This is a genomic window from Pantoea eucrina, from assembly GCF_002095385.1.
Classification (GTDB): domain Bacteria; phylum Pseudomonadota; class Gammaproteobacteria; order Enterobacterales; family Enterobacteriaceae; genus Pantoea; species Pantoea eucrina.
Genome location: NZ_MIPP01000001.1, coordinates 243,730 through 260,065, shown reverse-complemented (window position 1 = coordinate 260,065; position 16,336 = coordinate 243,730). Strand labels below are relative to the sequence as shown.

Here is a 16,336-nt window from a genome sequence, read left to right as displayed (position 1 = left end):
GGCGGTTTTCAGATCATAACTTTCAGCGTGGCAGAAAATGATCTGGCTAACCTTTAGTTATGCCTGCGGCTGTAACAGCAAAAAAAAACGGCCCCCGCAGGAGCCGTTGATCGCAGAAGTGAAACTTACTTCTTCTTCGCTTTCGCGTTTGGCAGATCGGTGATGCTGCCCTCAAAGATTTCAGCGGCAAGACCAACTGATTCATGCAGCGTCGGGTGCGCATGGATGGTGAGCGCGATATCTTCGGCATCACAACCCATTTCGATCGCCAGACCGATTTCACCCAGCAGCTCGCCGCCGTTGGTGCCGACTACAGCACCGCCGATAACGCGATGCGTCTCTTTGTCAAAGATCAGCTTGGTCATGCCGTCAGCGCAGTCAGAAGCGATAGCACGGCCTGAGGCCGCCCATGGGAAGGTGGAGACTTCGTAGCTGATGCCCTTCTCTTTGGCTTCTTTCTCAGTCAGACCTACCCATGCAACTTCCGGCTCGGTGTAGGCGATGGATGGGATCACTTTCGGATCGAAGTAGTGCTTCAGACCAGAGATGACCTCAGCGGCAACGTGGCCTTCGTGCACGCCTTTATGCGCCAGCATAGGCTGACCCACGATATCACCGATAGCGTAGATGTGCGGCACATTGGTACGCATCTGCTTATCGACACGGATAAAGCCGCGCTCGTCCACTTCCACGCCCGCTTTACCGGCGTCGAGGCCTTTACCGTTTGGCACGCGGCCAATGGCGACCAGCACCGCGTCATAGCGCTGCGCCTCAGCAGGCGCTTTTTTACCTTCCATCGACACATAGATACCGTCATCTTTCGCGTCAACCGCGGTGACTTTGGTTTCCAGCATCAGATTGAATTTCTTGCTGATACGCTTGGTAAAGACTTTAACCACGTCTTTATCCGCTGCCGGGATCACCTGGTCAAACATCTCAACCACGTCAATCTCTGAACCCAGCGCATGGTAAACTGTCGCCATCTCCAGACCGATGATGCCGCCGCCCATGACCAGCAGACGCTTCGGCACTTCACGCAGCTCCAGCGCTGACGTAGAGTCCCAGACGCGCGGATCGTGATGCGGGATAAACGGCAGCTCGATAGGGCGTGAGCCTGCGGCGATGATCGCGTTATCGAAGTTGATGGTGGTTGCGCCACCCTCACCTTCAACCACCAGGGTGTTGGCACCGGTGAATTTACCCAGACCGTTTACGACTTTGACCTTACGGCCTTTCGCCATTCCGGCCAGACCGCCGGTCAGCTGGTTGATCACCTTCTCTTTCCAGGTGCGGATTTTGTTAATGTCTGTCTGCGGCTGACCAAACACGATGCCGTGCTCTTCCAGCGCTTTCGCTTCTTCAATCACTTTCGCGACGTGCAGCAGCGCTTTTGACGGGATACAGCCCACGTTCAGACAAACACCACCGAGGGTGTTGTAGCGCTCAACCAGAACGGTCTCCAGACCTAAGTCAGCGCAACGGAAGGCTGCAGAGTAACCTGCAGGACCTGCCCCAAGTACCACGACTTGAGTTTTAATCTCTGTACTCATCATGACCTCTTGTTAGATTGCCGGCGGTCAGAGCGACCTTTCCCAGGCTCATGCTACCCTGTCGCCACCGGGACATTTCACCGCGAGAGTTTACAGAATTGTTAATAAACTGCCAACCGCGGTAACAACTGAATGCTTACAACAAGGCCGGCATTTGCCGGCCTTGATTAACTTCACATCACCAGACGGCGAATATCAGACAGCATATTGTTGATGATGGTGATGAAACGCGCACCATCAGCACCGTCGATCACGCGGTGGTCAAACGAGAGCGAGATCGGCATCATCAGACGCGGTGCAAACTCTTTACCGTTCCAGACCGGCTCCATGGCCGATTTGGAGACGCCAAGGATCGCCACTTCCGGCGCGTTGACGATAGGCGCGAAGTGCGTCGTGCCCAGGCCGCCAAGGCTGGAGATGGTGAAACAGCCGCCCTGCATATCGCTGGCGGTCAGTTTGCCATCGCGCGCTTTCTTCGAGGTTGCCATCAGCTCACGCGAGAGTTCAGTGATGCCTTTCTTATTAACATCCTTGAACACCGGAACCACCAGACCATTTGGCGTATCAACCGCCACGCCGATGTTGATGTATTTCTTCAGCGTCAGTTTCTGACCATCTTCAGACAGCGAGCTGTTGAAACGCGGCATCTGCTCCAGGGCCGCCGCAACCGCTTTCATGATGAACACCACCGGGGTGAACTTCACATCCAGCTTGCGCTTCTCAGCTTCCGCGTTCTGCTGCTTGCGGAACGCTTCCAGATCGGTGATATCGGTTTTATCGAAGTGCGTAACGTGCGGGATCATGACCCAGTTACGGCTCAGGTTAGCACCAGAGATTTTCTGGATACGGCCCAGCTCCACTTCTTCCACTTCACCAAACTTGCTGAAGTCTACCTTCGGCCATGGCAGCATGCCTGGCAGACCGCCGCCTGCAGCAGCAGCTGGCGCAGCCTCAGCGCGTTTCACCGCCTCTTTCACGTAAGTCTGCACATCCTCTTTCAGGATGCGGCCCTTACGCCCGGTGCCTTTCACCTTCGCCAGGTTAACGCCAAACTCGCGCGCCAGACGACGGATCACCGGCGTGGCGTGCACATAGGCGTCATTCTCAGCGAACTCACTTTTCGCTTCCGCTTTAGCCGGCGCAGGTGCTGCAGCGGGTTTAGCCTCCGCTTTCGCCGGCGCGGCGGCCGCTTCCGGTTTGGCTGCCGGTGCTGGCGATGGTGCGCCGCCTTCCACTTCAAAGATCATGATCAGTGAGCCGGTACTGACTTTGTCACCGGTGGCCACTTTCAGCTCTTTTACCGTACCGGCAAACGGCGCCGGCACTTCCATAGAGGCTTTATCGCCTTCAACCACAATCAGCGACTGCTCAGCGGTGACTTTATCGCCCGCTTTCACCAGTACCTCGGTCACTTCAACTTCATCACCGCCGATATCCGGTACGTTTACCTCTTTCGCGCCTGCAGCTGCAGCCGGGGCGGAGGTCGCCTCTTCTTTCATCTGTGGTTTCGCGTCGCAGCCGGTGCGTCGCCTTCTGCGTCAAAGATCATAATCAGTGAACCGGTGTTCACTTTATCGCCGGTAGCGATTTTGATCTCTTTCACTACGCCAGCAAACGGCGCAGGCACTTCCATTGAAGCTTTGTCGCCTTCAACGGTGATCAGCGACTGCTCAGCTTCAACCTTGTCGCCCACTTTAACCAGGATCTCTGTGACTTCGACTTCATCACCACCGATATCCGGTACGTTAACCTCTTTGCTGGCGGTTGCCGTTGCAGCAGCAGGAGCCGGCGCGGCTTCTGCTTTTTTCTCTTCGGCAGCCGGTGCAGCTTCTGGCGCACCTTCAGCGTCAAACACCATAATCAGCGAGCCGGTATTCACTTTGTCACCGACGGCGATTTTGATCTCTTTAACCACGCCCGCCTGCGGCGAAGGCACTTCCATCGAGCTTTATCGCCTTCCACAGAGATCAGCGACTGCTCAGCTTCAACGCTGTCGCCCACCTTCACCAGGATTTCGGTGACTTCAACTTCGTCCGACCCGATATCCGGTACGTTAATTTCGATAGCCATTACTCTTTACCTCTTAAGCCAGACGCGGGTTAACTTTATCAGCGTCGATATCGAATTTAGCGATAGCGTCCGCTACCACCTGCTTCTCGATTTCGCCGCGTTTAGCCAGCTCACCCAGCGCAGCCACTACCACATATGACGCATCCACTTCGAAGTGATGACGCAGATTTTCACGGCTGTCAGAACGACCGAAGCCATCGGTACCCAGCACGCGGTAGTCGCTGGCTGGCACGTAGCTGCGGACCTGTTCTGCGAACAGCTTCATGTAGTCGGTTGACGCTACGGCCGGCGCATCGTTCATCACCTGAGCGATGTAAGGCACGCGTGGCGTTTCAGTCGGATGCAGCATGTTCCAGCGTTCGCAATCCTGACCATCTCGCGCCAGCTCGGTGAACGAGGTTACGCTGTAGACATCAGAGCCGATACCGTACTCTTTCGCCAGAATCTGTGCCGCTTCGCGCACGTGGCGCAGAATAGAGCCTGAGCCCAGCAGCTGCACTTTGCCTTTCTTGCCTTCGACTTCTTCCAGCTTGTAGATACCCTTACGGATACCCTCTTCCGCACCCTGCGGCATCGCCGGCATGTGGTAGTTTTCGTTCAGCGTGGTGATGTAGTAGTAGATGTTTTCCTGCGCTTCACCATACATACGCACCAGGCCATCCTGCATGATCACCGCCACTTCATACGCGTAGGAAGGATCGTAGGAGATGCAGTTAGGGATGGTCAGCGACTGAATATGGCTGTGGCCATCTTCATGCTGCAGACCTTCGCCGTTCAGCGTTGTACGGCCCGACGTACCGCCAACCAGGAAGCCACGCGCCTGCTGATCGCCCGCCAGCCACATCAGATCGCCAATGCGCTGGAAGCCAAACATGGAGTAGTAGATGTAGAACGGGATCATCGGCAGGTTGTTGGTGCTGTAAGAGGTCGCCGCTGCCAGCCAGGATGAACCTGCGCCCAGCTCGTTGATCCCTTCCTGCAGAATCTGACCTTTCTCATCTTCTTTATAGTAAGCAACCTGCTCGCGGTCCTGCGGCGTATACTGCTGGCCGTTCGGGCTGTAGATACCGATCTGACGGAACAGGCCTTCCATACCAAAAGTACGGGCTTCATCCGCGAGGATTGGCACCAGACGATCTTTGATCGACTTGTTCTTCAGCATCACGTTCAGCGCACGCACGAAAGCGATCGTGGTAGAGATCTCTTTGCTCTGCTCTTCCAGCAGAGGTTTGAACTCTTCCAGCGTCGGCATTTCCAGCTTCTCAGTGAACTCCGCCTGACGGGTTGGCAGATAGCCACCCAGCTTCTCACGCTGGCCGTGCAGGTAGTTGTACTCTTCTGAGCCTTTTTCAAAGGTGACGTAAGGCAGCTCTTCGATTTTCTCATCAGCCACTGGCACATTGAAGCGATCGCGGATGTAGCGTACGCCATCCATGTTCATCTTCTTGACCTGGTGGGCGATATTTTTGCCTTCCGCGGTATCACCCATACCATAACCTTTAATGGTATGAGCCAGAATCAGCGTTGGCTGACCTTTGGTCTCCTGCGCCTTTTTCAGGGCAGCGTAGATTTTCTTCGGATCGTGGCCACCGCGGTTCAGCGCGAAAATCTCTTCGTCTGACCAGTCTTTCACCAGCGCAGCGGTCTCCGGGTATTTACCGAAGAAGTGCTCGCGCACATAGGCGCCGTCGCGTGATTTAAAGGTCTGATAGTCGCCGTCAACGGTTTCGTTCATCAGCTGAATCAGTTTGCCGCTGGTGTCTTTCTTCAGCAACTCATCCCAGCGTCCGCCCCAGATCACTTTGATCACGTTCCAGCCAGCACCGGCAAAGATGCCTTCCAGCTCGTTGATGATCTTACCGTTACCGGTGACCGGGCCATCCAGACGCTGCAGGTTACAGTTGATGATGAAGACCAGGTTATCCAGTTTCTCACGGGTCGCAATGGTGATAGCACCTTTGGATTCCGGTTCATCCATCTCGCCATCGCCAAGGAAAGCGTACACCGTCTGACCAGACGTATCTTTCAGGCCGCGATGCTCCAGGTACTTCAGGAACTTCGCCTGATAGATAGCGTTCAGCGGACCCAGACCCATTGAAACGGTCGGGAACTGCCAGAAGTCCGGCATCAGTTTTGGATGCGGATAGGATGACAGGCCGTTGCCGTGCACTTCCTGACGGAAGTTATTCATCTGCTCTTCAGTCAGACGTCCTTCAAGGAACGCACGTGAGTAGATGCCTGGAGAAATGTGACCCTGGAAGTAGACCAGATCGCCGCCATCTTTTTCGCTGCGTGCACGGAAGAAGTGGTTGAAGCACACTTCATAGATTGTGGCAGAGCTCTGGAAAGAAGAGAGGTGTCCCCCCAGCTCCAGATCTTTCTTCGACGCACGCAGAACTGAAACAATGGCGTTCCAGCGAATTGCGGAACGGATACGACGTTCGAGAGAGGTGTTGCCCGGATAGTCCGGCTCATCTTCTGTCGCAATGGTGTTGATATAGTTGCTGATCGCTGCAGCAGCACCGCCACCGCCAGCTACTTTTACACCACCTTTGCGGGCAGCGCTCAGGACCTGATCAATCAGATACTGCGCACGCTCAACACCTTCTTCACGGATGACCGATTCGATCGCCTGTAGCCAGTCACGAGTTTCGATCGGATCCACGTCATTCTGTAAACGTTCTGACATGGGGGGTATTCCTTATCTGTGTCTAATACGTTGAATTATCAGGAGCCTGTCTGCTTGTGTTGTGCTTCAGGTTCACAGCACAAGAAGACAGGCCCGTCGTTTATGTCGCACGTTCGTTGCCGTACGTTATTCCTTGCGTTGCTGTAAACGACGCAGGGAGCGTTCACGACGGCTCTGCTCCCGACTTCTGTCCAGCAAGATTTCCTCTATAAACGCCAGATGACGATGCGAGGCTTCGCGGGCCTGTTCCGGCTCGCGCGCCACAATCGCCGCAAAAATACTGGCGCGATGCTCGCTCACTTTCGCCAGCATTTCGCGGCGAGCGTAGAGCAATTCGAAATTCTGACGTACGTTTTGTTCCAGCATCGGGCTCATAGAGCGCAGCAGGTGCAGCAGCACCACATTATGCGCCGCTTCCGTGACCGCAATCTGATACTTCATGACGGCGTCCGCTTCGGCGTCGAGATCGCCGCTCTCCTGCGCCTGCTGAATCTGAAGATGGCAGTCGCGAATACGCTGGAGATCTTCATCGGTACCGCGCAGCGCTGCGTAGTAGGCAGCCACGCCTTCCAGCGCATGACGGGTTTCCAGCAGATCGAACTGAGATTCCGGATGCTGGGCCAGCAGCCCGACCAGGGGGTCGCTTAAGCTCTGCCAGAGGTTCTGCTGCACAAATGTGCCGCCACCCTGGCGACGCAGCAGTAAACCTTTGGCTTCCAGACTCTGAATCGCTTCGCGTAGCGATGGACGTGAGACATCAAACTGTTTGGCCAGTTCGCGCTCGGGGAGCAGTTTCTCACCCGGCTGAAGGGTCCCTTCCATAATCAGGGATTCCAGCTGCTGCTCTATCGCATCGGAGAGCTTGGGCTGGCGAATTTTACTATAAGCCATCTTCCCTTCTTATAAGCCAAACGTCTGGAGTAAATTGGTAATACCAATTGAAAAATGGTGCCCGTAAAGTAACAAAGTATTCACCTTGTGTCTATATGGCCACTCTCTTACTTCCAGCCCGATATAGCCCTGAACCCAGGCATCACGCCTTAAGCCGCCGTAGTAGCAGGAAAAAGAAACAACTGCGCGAAGTTGTTAACAGGTTTCACTTTTACCAAACCTTACACTGCAAAAGCGGTCATTTCTCTTATACGCCATAAGCGAAAGCTATTCGTGTTTAAGCATTATTCATGGCAGAAATAGCGCAAGGGAAATCACAGAGTAAATCGCTGCTTTTTCCATCACTCCTTAGCACAAAAAGCAAAAGCAGGTGCAAAGTCGCGCGCTTATCACTATTCTGGTCGCCTGAATAGCGTCTCGCTACAGAGAGCCAGTCTGAATTCGTAAAGAAAAGATTACACGCAGTATCACAGCCTTAAGTGCGGGCACTGCAGGCGCACAATAACAATACAAAGAGGTTTGTATGGAACAACAGCATGGCGAAGCGCTGCATCGCGGCCTGAAGAATCGCCATATCCAGCTGATCGCGCTGGGCGGTGCCGTCGGCACCGGCCTGTTTCTGGGTAGCGCATCGGTTATTAAATCTGCCGGCCCGGCCGTGATTCTGGGTTATGCCATTGCCGGATTTATCGCCTTTTTAATTATGCGCCAGCTGGGCGAAATGGTGGTTGAGGAGCCGGTTGCCGGCAGCTTCAGCCATTTTGCCTACAAATACTGGGGCAATTTTGCCGGCTTCGCCTCTGGCTGGAACTACTGGGTGCTCTATGTGCTGGTTGCGATGGCCGAGCTCAGCGCCGTCGGCAAATATATTCAGTTCTGGTATCCCGATTTCCCTGCCTGGGCCAGTGCCGCTATTTTCTTTGTCGTCATCAATGCTATTAACCTGACCAACGTCAAAGTATTTGGTGAGATGGAGTTCTGGTTCGCCATTATCAAAGTCGTGGCCGTTATCGGCATGATCCTGTTTGGCGGCTGGCTGCTGTTCAGCGGCAACGCCGGTCCGCAGGCAACCGTCAGCAACCTGTGGGCTCAGGGCGGCTTTCTGCCGCACGGCATGACCGGTCTGGTTATGATGATGGCAATTATTATGTTCTCCTTTGGCGGCCTGGAGCTGGTAGGCATTACCGCTGCAGAAGCGGACAACCCGGAAGAGAGCATTCCTAAAGCCACTAATCAGGTGCTGTGGCGCATTCTGATTTTTTACATTGGCTCACTGGCAGTGCTGCTGTCGCTGCTGCCCTGGACGCGCGTCACCGCTGACACCAGTCCGTTTGTCCTGATCTTCCATGAGCTGGGTGATGCGCTGGTCGCGAATGCGCTGAACGTCGTGATCCTGACGGCGGCGCTCTCGGTCTATAACAGCTGTGTTTACTGCAACAGTCGTATGCTGTTCGGCCTGGCCCAGCAGGGCAATGCGCCAAAAGCGCTGCTCAGGGTTGATCGTCGTGGCGTACCGGTTGCCACCATTATGGTCTCAGCGGTCGCTACCGCGCTGTGCGTGTTGATTAACTATCTTATGCCGGGAGAAGCCTTTGGCATCCTGATGTCTCTGGTGGTGTCGGCCCTGGTTATCAACTGGGCGATGATTAGCCTGGCACATATGAAATTCCGCCGTAAGAAAGATCAGCAGGGTGTCACTACGCGCTTCCGCGCGGTGCTCTACCCGGCCGGTAACTGGCTCTGCCTGCTGTTTATGGCCGCCGTGCTGGTGATCATGGCGATGACGCCTGGAATGGCGATCTCGGTATGGCTGATTCCGGTCTGGCTGGTTATTCTGGCGGTGGGTTACGCCATTAAAAACAAAACGCAGAAAGCCTGATAGTCCCGCGTGCCCGGTTCATCTGACCGGGCACCTCTGCCGATCGTCCTCACACTTTTTTTCCTGCACCCGTTTTGTCCATCTACGCGACTCATTGTTGATCACCTCTGCCTGCCGTTTGCGCTGATACTTTTCGCTCCACTTGTCGCAGGAGACGACGATGAAAAGTGCTGCACTCTCATTCAGAGAAAAACTGGGATATGGCATGGGCGATGCCGGCTGTAACATGATTGGTGGCGCGATCATGCTGTTTCTGAACTACTTCTACACCGATGTTTTTGGCCTGGCACCTGCGCTGGTCGGCGTACTGCTGCTTTCGGTACGCGTGCTGGATGCGGTAACAGACCCCATCATGGGCGCGATAGCGGATCGTACCCAGAGCCGATGGGGCCGCTTCCGTCCCTGGCTGCTCTGGGTCTCAGTGCCATATGTTCTGTTCAGCGTACTGATGTTTACCACGCCGGACTGGAGCTATGAAAACAAAGTTATCTGGGCCTTTGTCACCTATTTCCTGATGTCGCTGACCTATACCGCCATCAATATTCCCTACTGTTCACTGGGCGGCGTTATCACCAGCGATCCGGGCGAGCGCGTTTCCTGTCAGTCTTATCGCTTCGTGATGGTGGGTGTCGCCACGCTGATCCTCTCACTCTCACTGCTGCCTATGGCGGAGTGGTTTGGCGGTGACAACAAGGCGCGCGGCTATCAGCTGGCGATGAGCGTGCTGGCGCTGATTGGCCTGGCGATGTTTCTGTTCTGTTTTGCTAACGTCCGCGAACGAATCCGGCCTGCGGTGCCGACGCATGACGATCTGAAGAAAGACCTGCGCGATATCTGGAAAAACGATCAGTGGGTGCGCATTCTGCTGCTGACCTTCTGCAACGTCTGTCCCGGCTTTATCCGCATGGCGGCCACCATGTATTACGTGACCTGGGTCATGGGCCAGTCGACGCATTTTGCCACGCTGTTTATCAGCCTTGGCGTGATCGGCATGATGGGTGGCAGCACGTTGGCAAAATATCTCACCGACCGCTGGTGCAAGCTGAAGGTCTTTTTCTGGACCAATATCGCCCTGGCGCTCTTCTCCTGCGGGTTTTACTGGATCGATCCACACGCTACCGTCACGGTGGTGGTGGCCTATTTCCTGCTGAATATTCTGCATCAGATCCCCTCGCCGCTGCACTGGTCGCTGATGGCCGATGTGGATGACTATGGCGAGTGGAAAACCGGCAAGCGTATTACCGGTATGAGCTTTTCCGGCAATCTCTTTTTTCTCAAGGTCGGGCTGGCGGTTGCGGGTGCCATGGTCGGCTTTTTGCTGTCGGTTTACGGCTATGACGCGGGTGCAAAACAGCAGTCCGCCAGCGCCGTCAACGGCATTATGCTGCTCTTTACCGTAATACCCGGTGTCGGCTATCTGATCACCGCAGGCGTAGTGCGCCTGATGAAAGTGGATCGCAAGCTGATGCGCACGATTCAGGATGACCTGGCGCTGCGCCGCGCTAACTTTCGCGATTTGTCCGCTCCATCCCCGGCCGCAACCACTCAACCCGGAGAGATCAAATGACCTGGCCTAACCCTTTTATTACGCAGCGCGCCGATCCCTTTATTCTGCGGCACGGCGCTGGCTACTACTTTATCGCCTCAGTACCGGAATACGATCGGCTGGAGCTGCGCCACGCCAGCACGCTTGCGGGACTGCGTGAGGCACCCGCCGTTACCGTCTGGCGCAAGCCGGATCAGGGTGAATACAGTGAGCTGATCTGGGCGCCCGAGCTGCACCACATTAATGGTCAGTGGGTCATCTACTTTGCGGCGGCGCCGAGCCGGGAGATCAAAGAGGGACTGTTTCAGCATCGCATGTATGCGCTGGTCTGCGATAATGCCGATCCGCTGACCGGCTACTGGCAGCCCTGTCGCCGGGTCGAAACGCAGTTCGATAGCTTTGCGCTGGACGCCACCCATTTCGTCCATCAGGGTAAAAACTGGTATCTCTGGGCACAAAAAGATCCCGCTATTCCCGGTAATTCCAATCTTTATCTGGCCGAGCTGCTTAACCCCTGGACGCTTAAAGGCACGCCGGTGATGCTGAGCCGGCCTGAATATGAGTGGGAGTGTGCCGGCTTCAGCGTTAACGAAGGTCCGGCGGCGATCCGTCACGGCAACCGGCTGTTTGTGACCTACTCCGCCAGCGCGACCGATGAAAACTACTGTCTGGGTATGCTGAGTATTGACGTGCAGGCCGATCCGCGCGATCGCATCGCCTGGCAGAAGTCAGCGCGGCCGGTGTTTACCACCAGCTGGGAAAATCAGCAGTACGGGCCGGGACACAATAGTTTTACGACGGATGAAGCGGGACGCGACGTGCTGGTTTATCACGCCCGCAACTACACGGAAATTGAGGGCGATCCGCTGTGGGATCCCAATCGCCATACGCGCCTGAAATATTTCAGCTGGCGCGAGGATGGCACGCCCGATTTTGGCGTGCCTCCGGCAGATCACACCAGCGTGCCGTAGATAGTCAGGAGCGCCACCACCACCACCAGCACCAGCGAAGTGCGTTTTGCCAGCGCCACCGCCACGCGTGGGGTGGCGACTTTATCCGTGTGCGGATCGCGCGCCAGCGAGAACTGCGCCAGGCTGGTCAGCACCTGATACTGAGCGCGATGGAGGTCGCTCAGAGAAGCAAACCAGGCGGGCAGCGCGCGCTCGCCGTGACCCAGCAGCGCATAAGCGACGCCAGCCAGCCGCACCGGGATCCAGTCCAGCACGTGCAGCAGCGCATCAACACCTGAGGCAGCGCGTGCCTGATCTGATGCGTGTCGTGCCAGCCAGCTCTGCCAGGCGCGCAGAAAAGCGTACCCCACCAGCAGCACCGGCCCTCCGACCACGAACCAGAACAGCGGAGCGAGATAGAAACGGAAGTTGATCCAGATAAGCGCATTCTGCAGCTCGCGCAGGAACTCACGCTCGCTGCAGTTTGCCGGCACGCCATGAATGAGCGTCAGCTCTGCAGCCATCGCCTGGTGCGCCGCCTCATCATCACGGCTGGCAGCCTGCAGATAGTTATGATAATGCTGTCGCGCAGAACCGGCGCCGATACAGAGCAGTCCGGTCACAATCCAGAACAGCAGCTGCAGCAGCCCGAACAGCAGGCCATGCAGACTCCAGACCACCAGCCACACCAGCAGCATGGCTGCTGCGGTCATCAGAAGCGTGCGCGGCAGCGAAAAGCGCTGCCGGCCACGGAACAGCGGCTCCAGCCGGTGATCCAGCTGCCAGTGTTCGCCCATTTTAAACAGGCGTTCCCATCCCAGAACAAGTAACAAACTAAACAACGTCATAATGGCTCCTGCGGTGTCAGGTATTCTCCTGAGTAGTACCCTGTTTATAGCGTGACCAGTCAAACGCCGGGCCCGGATCGGTTTTACGCCCGGGTGCAATATCGCTATGGCCGGTAATACGATCGGCGGCCAGCGGATAGTGCTGCTGCAGCAGCGCGGTGACCTGCTGCAGCATGGCGTACTGGGCGTCGGTGTAAGGCAGCGTGTCGGTGCCTTCCAGCTCAATACCAATAGAAAAGTCGTTGCAGTTTTCCCGCCCGCTGAAAGCCGAAACGCCCGCATGCCAGGCGCGCTCGTTTAGTGAGACGTACTGTACCAGCTCACCGTCGCGGCGGATCAGGCAGTGCGCTGCCACGCGCAGCTGCGCGATATCAGCAAAATAGGGGTGTGCATCGGCAGGCAGCGAGCCGGTAAACAGACGATCGATCCACGGTCCGCCAAATTCGCCCGGTGGCAAACTGATGTTGTGGATCACCAGCAGCGACGGCGCTTCATTATCGGGGCGTGCATTAAAGTGGGGCGAGGGCACCTTACGGGCGCTGCTGATCCAGCCCTGTTCCAGTTTCATCTCTCTCATCCTTAGCAAAATCAGGCCGAGAATATCACGATTCAGAGCAGGGTTTAGCGTCTTCGTGCGATAGCGCGCTTTCTCATCCTCCGGTCATTGCCGCTGCCGCTGCAAAAACAGGCCAGCGTTATAACGCTTCCGGTGGCCCTGTTCTGCCCGGCGTTGTGAGCCCGCCCGGTACTGCAACTGTCGTTTGCTGCAATCGCTAAAAATGGCTGCGCGGCACGCTCCGTTTTTCAGGCGATACGCTTTCATCACCCGCGGGTGCTGCTTATCGTAGCGCTGCAGAACAAAGGAGCCCTGCTATGGAAAGACAACGCGGTTTTACCCTGATTGAACTGATGATCGTCATCGGCATCGTCGCTATTCTCAGCGCAATTGGCCTGCCTGCTTATCAAAATTACCTGCAGCGCGCAGCGCTGACTGACATGCTGCAAACCATGTTGCCCTATAAAACGGCGGTGGAACTCTGCGCCATTGAGCGCGGCGGTCCGGCACAGTGTCAGGCTGGTGAACACGGCATTCCGGCGGCCAGAGGCTCGCGCTATGTCGCCTCGCTCACCGTTACCGGTGGCGTGATTGCGCTTACCGGCCAGGAGAACCTCAGCGGGCTGAGCGTGGAGATGCAGCCCGTCTGGAACACGGCTGAAGGCATGCTTAACTGGCAGCGCAGCTGTACCAGCAGCAGCAGCAGCCTGCGCGATAACTGTCTGAACCAGTTCCGGTTTGCAGATAAGGATGAGACCAATGGCTGAGCATGATCCGACACTGCTGGCGCTGTGCGCCCGCTATCAGGCGCGGCTGCTGCAGCATGATGACACCCGGCTGCGCGTAGCCGTTACCGACTCTCCCCACCCGCAGCTGCTGGAGGCGCTGCAGTTCGCCTGCCAGCGTCAGGTAGAGATTGAGTGCTGGCCGGCTGCCCGCATGGAGCAGGCGCTGCACCCGTCACTATCCGATGAGCGGCTGCCTGAGCAGCGCAGCGCAGCCTCAGCAACCGAGGCGGTAAACCAGATTTTGCATCAGGCCGTACAGCGACGCGCTTCAGATGTGCATATTGAGCCTCAGCCGCAGGGATTGCGTATCCGGCTGCGCATCGACGGCGTGCTACATAATCTGCCGCGCTTGCCGGAGGTGCAGCCGGCAGCCGTGCTGGCGCGGCTGAAGGTGCTCGCCGGGCTTGATATTGCAGAGCGGCGTCTGCCGCAGGATGGGCAGTTTACCCAGGAGATAAACGGCAGCGATGCCGCCTTTCGCCTCGCCACGCTGCCGGTCAGCCACGGCGAAAAAGCCGTTGTACGCTTGCTGCAGGGTGAAAGCAGTGCGATTGCGCTGGATAAACTCGGTATGCCGCTGGCCCAGCTGCGTCTGCTGAAACAGGCTCTGGTTAAACCGCAGGGATTGATTCTGGTGACCGGCCCGACCGGCAGCGGCAAAACCTTTACGCTCTACAGCAGCCTCAGCGCACTGAACGTGCCGGAAAAAAATATCTGCAGCGTTGAAGACCCGATAGAGATCCCGCTGACCGGCATCAATCAGACTCAGGTGCGCCCCCGCAGCGGTCTCGACTTTAATCGCGTACTGCGTGCCCTGCTGCGTCAGGATCCGGATGTGATCATGGTCGGTGAAATCCGCGACAGTGAAACGGCCAGTATTGCGGTAAAAGCGGCACAAACCGGCCACCTGGTTCTCTCCACGCTGCATACAAACTCTACCGCTGAAACGCTGACGCGCCTCAGACAGATGGAGATCCCGGGCTATCTGCTGGGGCCAGCGCTGCAGCTGGTGATTGCACAGCGTCTGGTTCGTCGTCTCTGCCTGCACTGTCGCCAGCCAGCGCAGGCTATCGCTCATCTGCCTGCCACGCTCTGGCCCGGCACCCTGCAGACCTGGCGAGCGCCGGGCTGTGACCACTGTTTTTCCGGCTACTATGGGCGCCTTGCGCTGTTTGAAATCCTGCCGGTTAACAGCAGGCTGCAGAACGCCATCTCTTCAGATATGCCGCTGGAACATGTGCTGACGCTCGCCAGCGAGCAGGGAATGAAAACCCTGCTCAGCGCCGGTCTTGAAGCGGTAAGCCGCGGGGAGACATCGTTTGAAGAGATGCAGCGCGTGGTAGGGCTGGATAATGGCTAAACTCTATCACTACCGCTGGCAGGCGCTGGACACCATGGGCGAGCTGCAGGCAGGAGAGTCGCTGCTGCGCGATCGGGCCGCGCTGCTGAATCAGCTCGCCGATCGCGGCATGCTGATCGTGAGCTGGCAACGCGGCCGCTGCTGGCGCCGACGCGACTGGAAATGGCAGCAAAAAATTGAGCTGATGCATCAGCTGGCTACGCTGCTAAAAGCAGGGTTACCGCTGGCTGAAAGCCTGATGCTGCTGGCGCAGGGGCATCCGCATGCCGGCTGGCGCGTAGTGCTCGCGGGTCTGCAGCAGCAGGTGCTGGCCGGAGAGGCATTTTCGCAGGCGCTGCGCACGTGGCCCGATCTCTTTCCGCCCCTCTTTTCTGCGCTGATGCAGGTCGGTGAGACCACCGGACAGCTCGACAGCTGCTGCCTGCGGCTGGCGCAGCAGCAGACAAAGCAGCGCCTGCTACGCCAGAAGGTTGGCAAAGCGCTGCGCTATCCGCTCTTTATCCTGCTGGTGGCGCTGGCGGTCAGTGCCGGTATGCTGTTATTTGTGCTGCCGGAGTTTACTGCCGTCTATGCCAGCTTTGATGCACCGCTGCCCGCCTTTACCGCAGGCGTTGTCGCGCTGTCAGAAGGCATGCAGCAGACCGCACTGCCGCTGCTGTTGATCGCTGCCGGCTGCGCCATCGCAGCGTGCCAGATTGTATGCCGCTCCGCGCGCTGGCAGCGGCGCCTGCAGCATTTTATCCTGCGCCTGCCGCTGATCGCCCCGCTCTGGCGCGGTGCGCAGCTCAGCCAGATTTATGCCATTTTGCAGCTGACGCAGCAGGCAGGGCTTACGCTGCTGCACAGCCTGCAGACAGTGGAGATGACGCTGACGGCGCGCCTGTGGCGCGAAGCGATTATACAGCTGCAGGCGCATATCGCTGCCGGCGCCCCGCTGCACCAGGCACTGCAGCAGCATACGCTGTTTACGCCGCTCTGTGCCCAGCTGACAGGAGCCGGGGAAGAGGCTGGCGCGCTTGATATCATGCTGTCCCGGCTGGCAGAGTGGCATGAAACGGAAACCTCAAACCGGGCGGAGGCACTGGCTGCTGCGCTTGAACCGGCGATGATGCTGGTGATCGGTGCGATCGTGGGCACGCTGGTTATCGCCATGTATCTGCCGGTATTTGGTCTGGGAGAGGTAATACGTTAGCGGGCGCCTGCTGCGCC

Annotated in this window: 11 protein-coding genes and 1 pseudogene; 6 read left to right on the top strand and 6 right to left on the bottom strand. The window is 57.1% G+C overall.

Annotated elements, in window-relative coordinates; translation table 11 throughout:
- Positions 1 to 125: 125 nt before the first annotated feature.
- From lpdA to pdhR, 4 genes and pseudogenes are all read right to left on the bottom strand, one after another.
- Entirely contained in the window at positions 126 to 1,550 is a 1,425-nt protein-coding gene (lpdA, locus tag HA43_RS01185) for a dihydrolipoyl dehydrogenase (RefSeq protein WP_039385712.1), read from the bottom strand.
- 173 nt (positions 1,551 to 1,723) lie between these two features.
- Positions 1,724 to 3,620 (bottom strand): annotated as a pseudogene (aceF, locus tag HA43_RS01180) (pyruvate dehydrogenase complex dihydrolipoyllysine-residue acetyltransferase).
- 13 nt (positions 3,621 to 3,633) lie between these two features.
- Complete coding sequence (gene aceE, locus HA43_RS01175) at positions 3,634 to 6,309, bottom strand: pyruvate dehydrogenase (acetyl-transferring), homodimeric type (RefSeq protein ID WP_039382627.1); 2,676 nt, start codon at positions 6,307 to 6,309, stop codon at positions 3,634 to 3,636.
- A 126-nt stretch (positions 6,310 to 6,435) separates the two neighbouring features.
- A complete protein-coding gene (gene pdhR / locus HA43_RS01170) occupies positions 6,436 to 7,200 on the bottom strand; it encodes a pyruvate dehydrogenase complex transcriptional repressor PdhR (protein ID WP_039382625.1) in 765 nt (254 codons plus the stop codon).
- Between the two features lie 523 nt (positions 7,201 to 7,723).
- On the opposite strand from pdhR, the gene aroP reads away from it, so the two are divergent.
- From aroP to HA43_RS01155, 3 genes are all read left to right on the top strand, one after another.
- The gene (gene aroP, locus HA43_RS01165) at positions 7,724 to 9,079 is read left to right on the top strand and encodes an aromatic amino acid transporter AroP (protein ID WP_094110738.1); all 1,356 of its coding nucleotides are present in this window, start codon (positions 7,724 to 7,726) and stop codon (positions 9,077 to 9,079) included.
- Positions 9,080 to 9,239: 160 nt separating this feature from the next.
- On the top strand, positions 9,240 to 10,646 hold the full coding sequence (locus tag HA43_RS01160) for a glycoside-pentoside-hexuronide (GPH):cation symporter (RefSeq protein ID WP_039382621.1): 1,407 nt from the start codon (positions 9,240 to 9,242) through the stop codon (positions 10,644 to 10,646).
- A complete protein-coding gene (locus HA43_RS01155) occupies positions 10,643 to 11,596 on the top strand; it encodes a glycoside hydrolase family 43 protein (RefSeq protein ID WP_094110737.1) in 954 nt (317 codons plus the stop codon). The genes HA43_RS01160 and HA43_RS01155 overlap by 4 nt, the downstream gene beginning before the upstream one ends.
- Here HA43_RS01155 and ampE read toward each other — a convergent pair.
- The gene (gene ampE, locus HA43_RS01150; protein WP_039382616.1) at positions 11,578 to 12,423 is read right to left on the bottom strand and encodes a beta-lactamase regulator AmpE; all 846 of its coding nucleotides are present in this window, start codon (positions 12,421 to 12,423) and stop codon (positions 11,578 to 11,580) included. The genes HA43_RS01155 and ampE overlap by 19 nt on opposite strands.
- 16 nt (positions 12,424 to 12,439) lie before the next feature.
- On the bottom strand, positions 12,440 to 12,991 hold the full coding sequence (gene ampD / locus HA43_RS01145; RefSeq protein WP_039382614.1) for a 1,6-anhydro-N-acetylmuramyl-L-alanine amidase AmpD: 552 nt from the start codon (positions 12,989 to 12,991) through the stop codon (positions 12,440 to 12,442).
- Positions 12,992 to 13,296: 305 nt separating this feature from the next.
- Between ampD and ppdD the strand changes: the two genes are divergently transcribed.
- From ppdD to hofC, 3 genes are read left to right on the top strand one after another with little or no spacing between them, the layout of a single operon-like run.
- Complete coding sequence (ppdD, locus tag HA43_RS01140) at positions 13,297 to 13,746, top strand: prepilin peptidase-dependent pilin (protein ID WP_039382612.1); 450 nt, start codon at positions 13,297 to 13,299, stop codon at positions 13,744 to 13,746.
- The gene (gene gspE / locus HA43_RS01135) at positions 13,739 to 15,127 is read left to right on the top strand and encodes a type II secretion system protein GspE (RefSeq protein WP_071669070.1); all 1,389 of its coding nucleotides are present in this window, start codon (positions 13,739 to 13,741) and stop codon (positions 15,125 to 15,127) included. The genes ppdD and gspE overlap by 8 nt, the downstream gene beginning before the upstream one ends.
- A complete protein-coding gene (gene hofC / locus HA43_RS01130) occupies positions 15,120 to 16,319 on the top strand; it encodes a protein transport protein HofC (RefSeq protein WP_094110736.1) in 1,200 nt (399 codons plus the stop codon). Before gspE ends, hofC begins: the two co-directional genes overlap by 8 nt.
- Positions 16,320 to 16,336 lie beyond the last annotated feature (17 nt).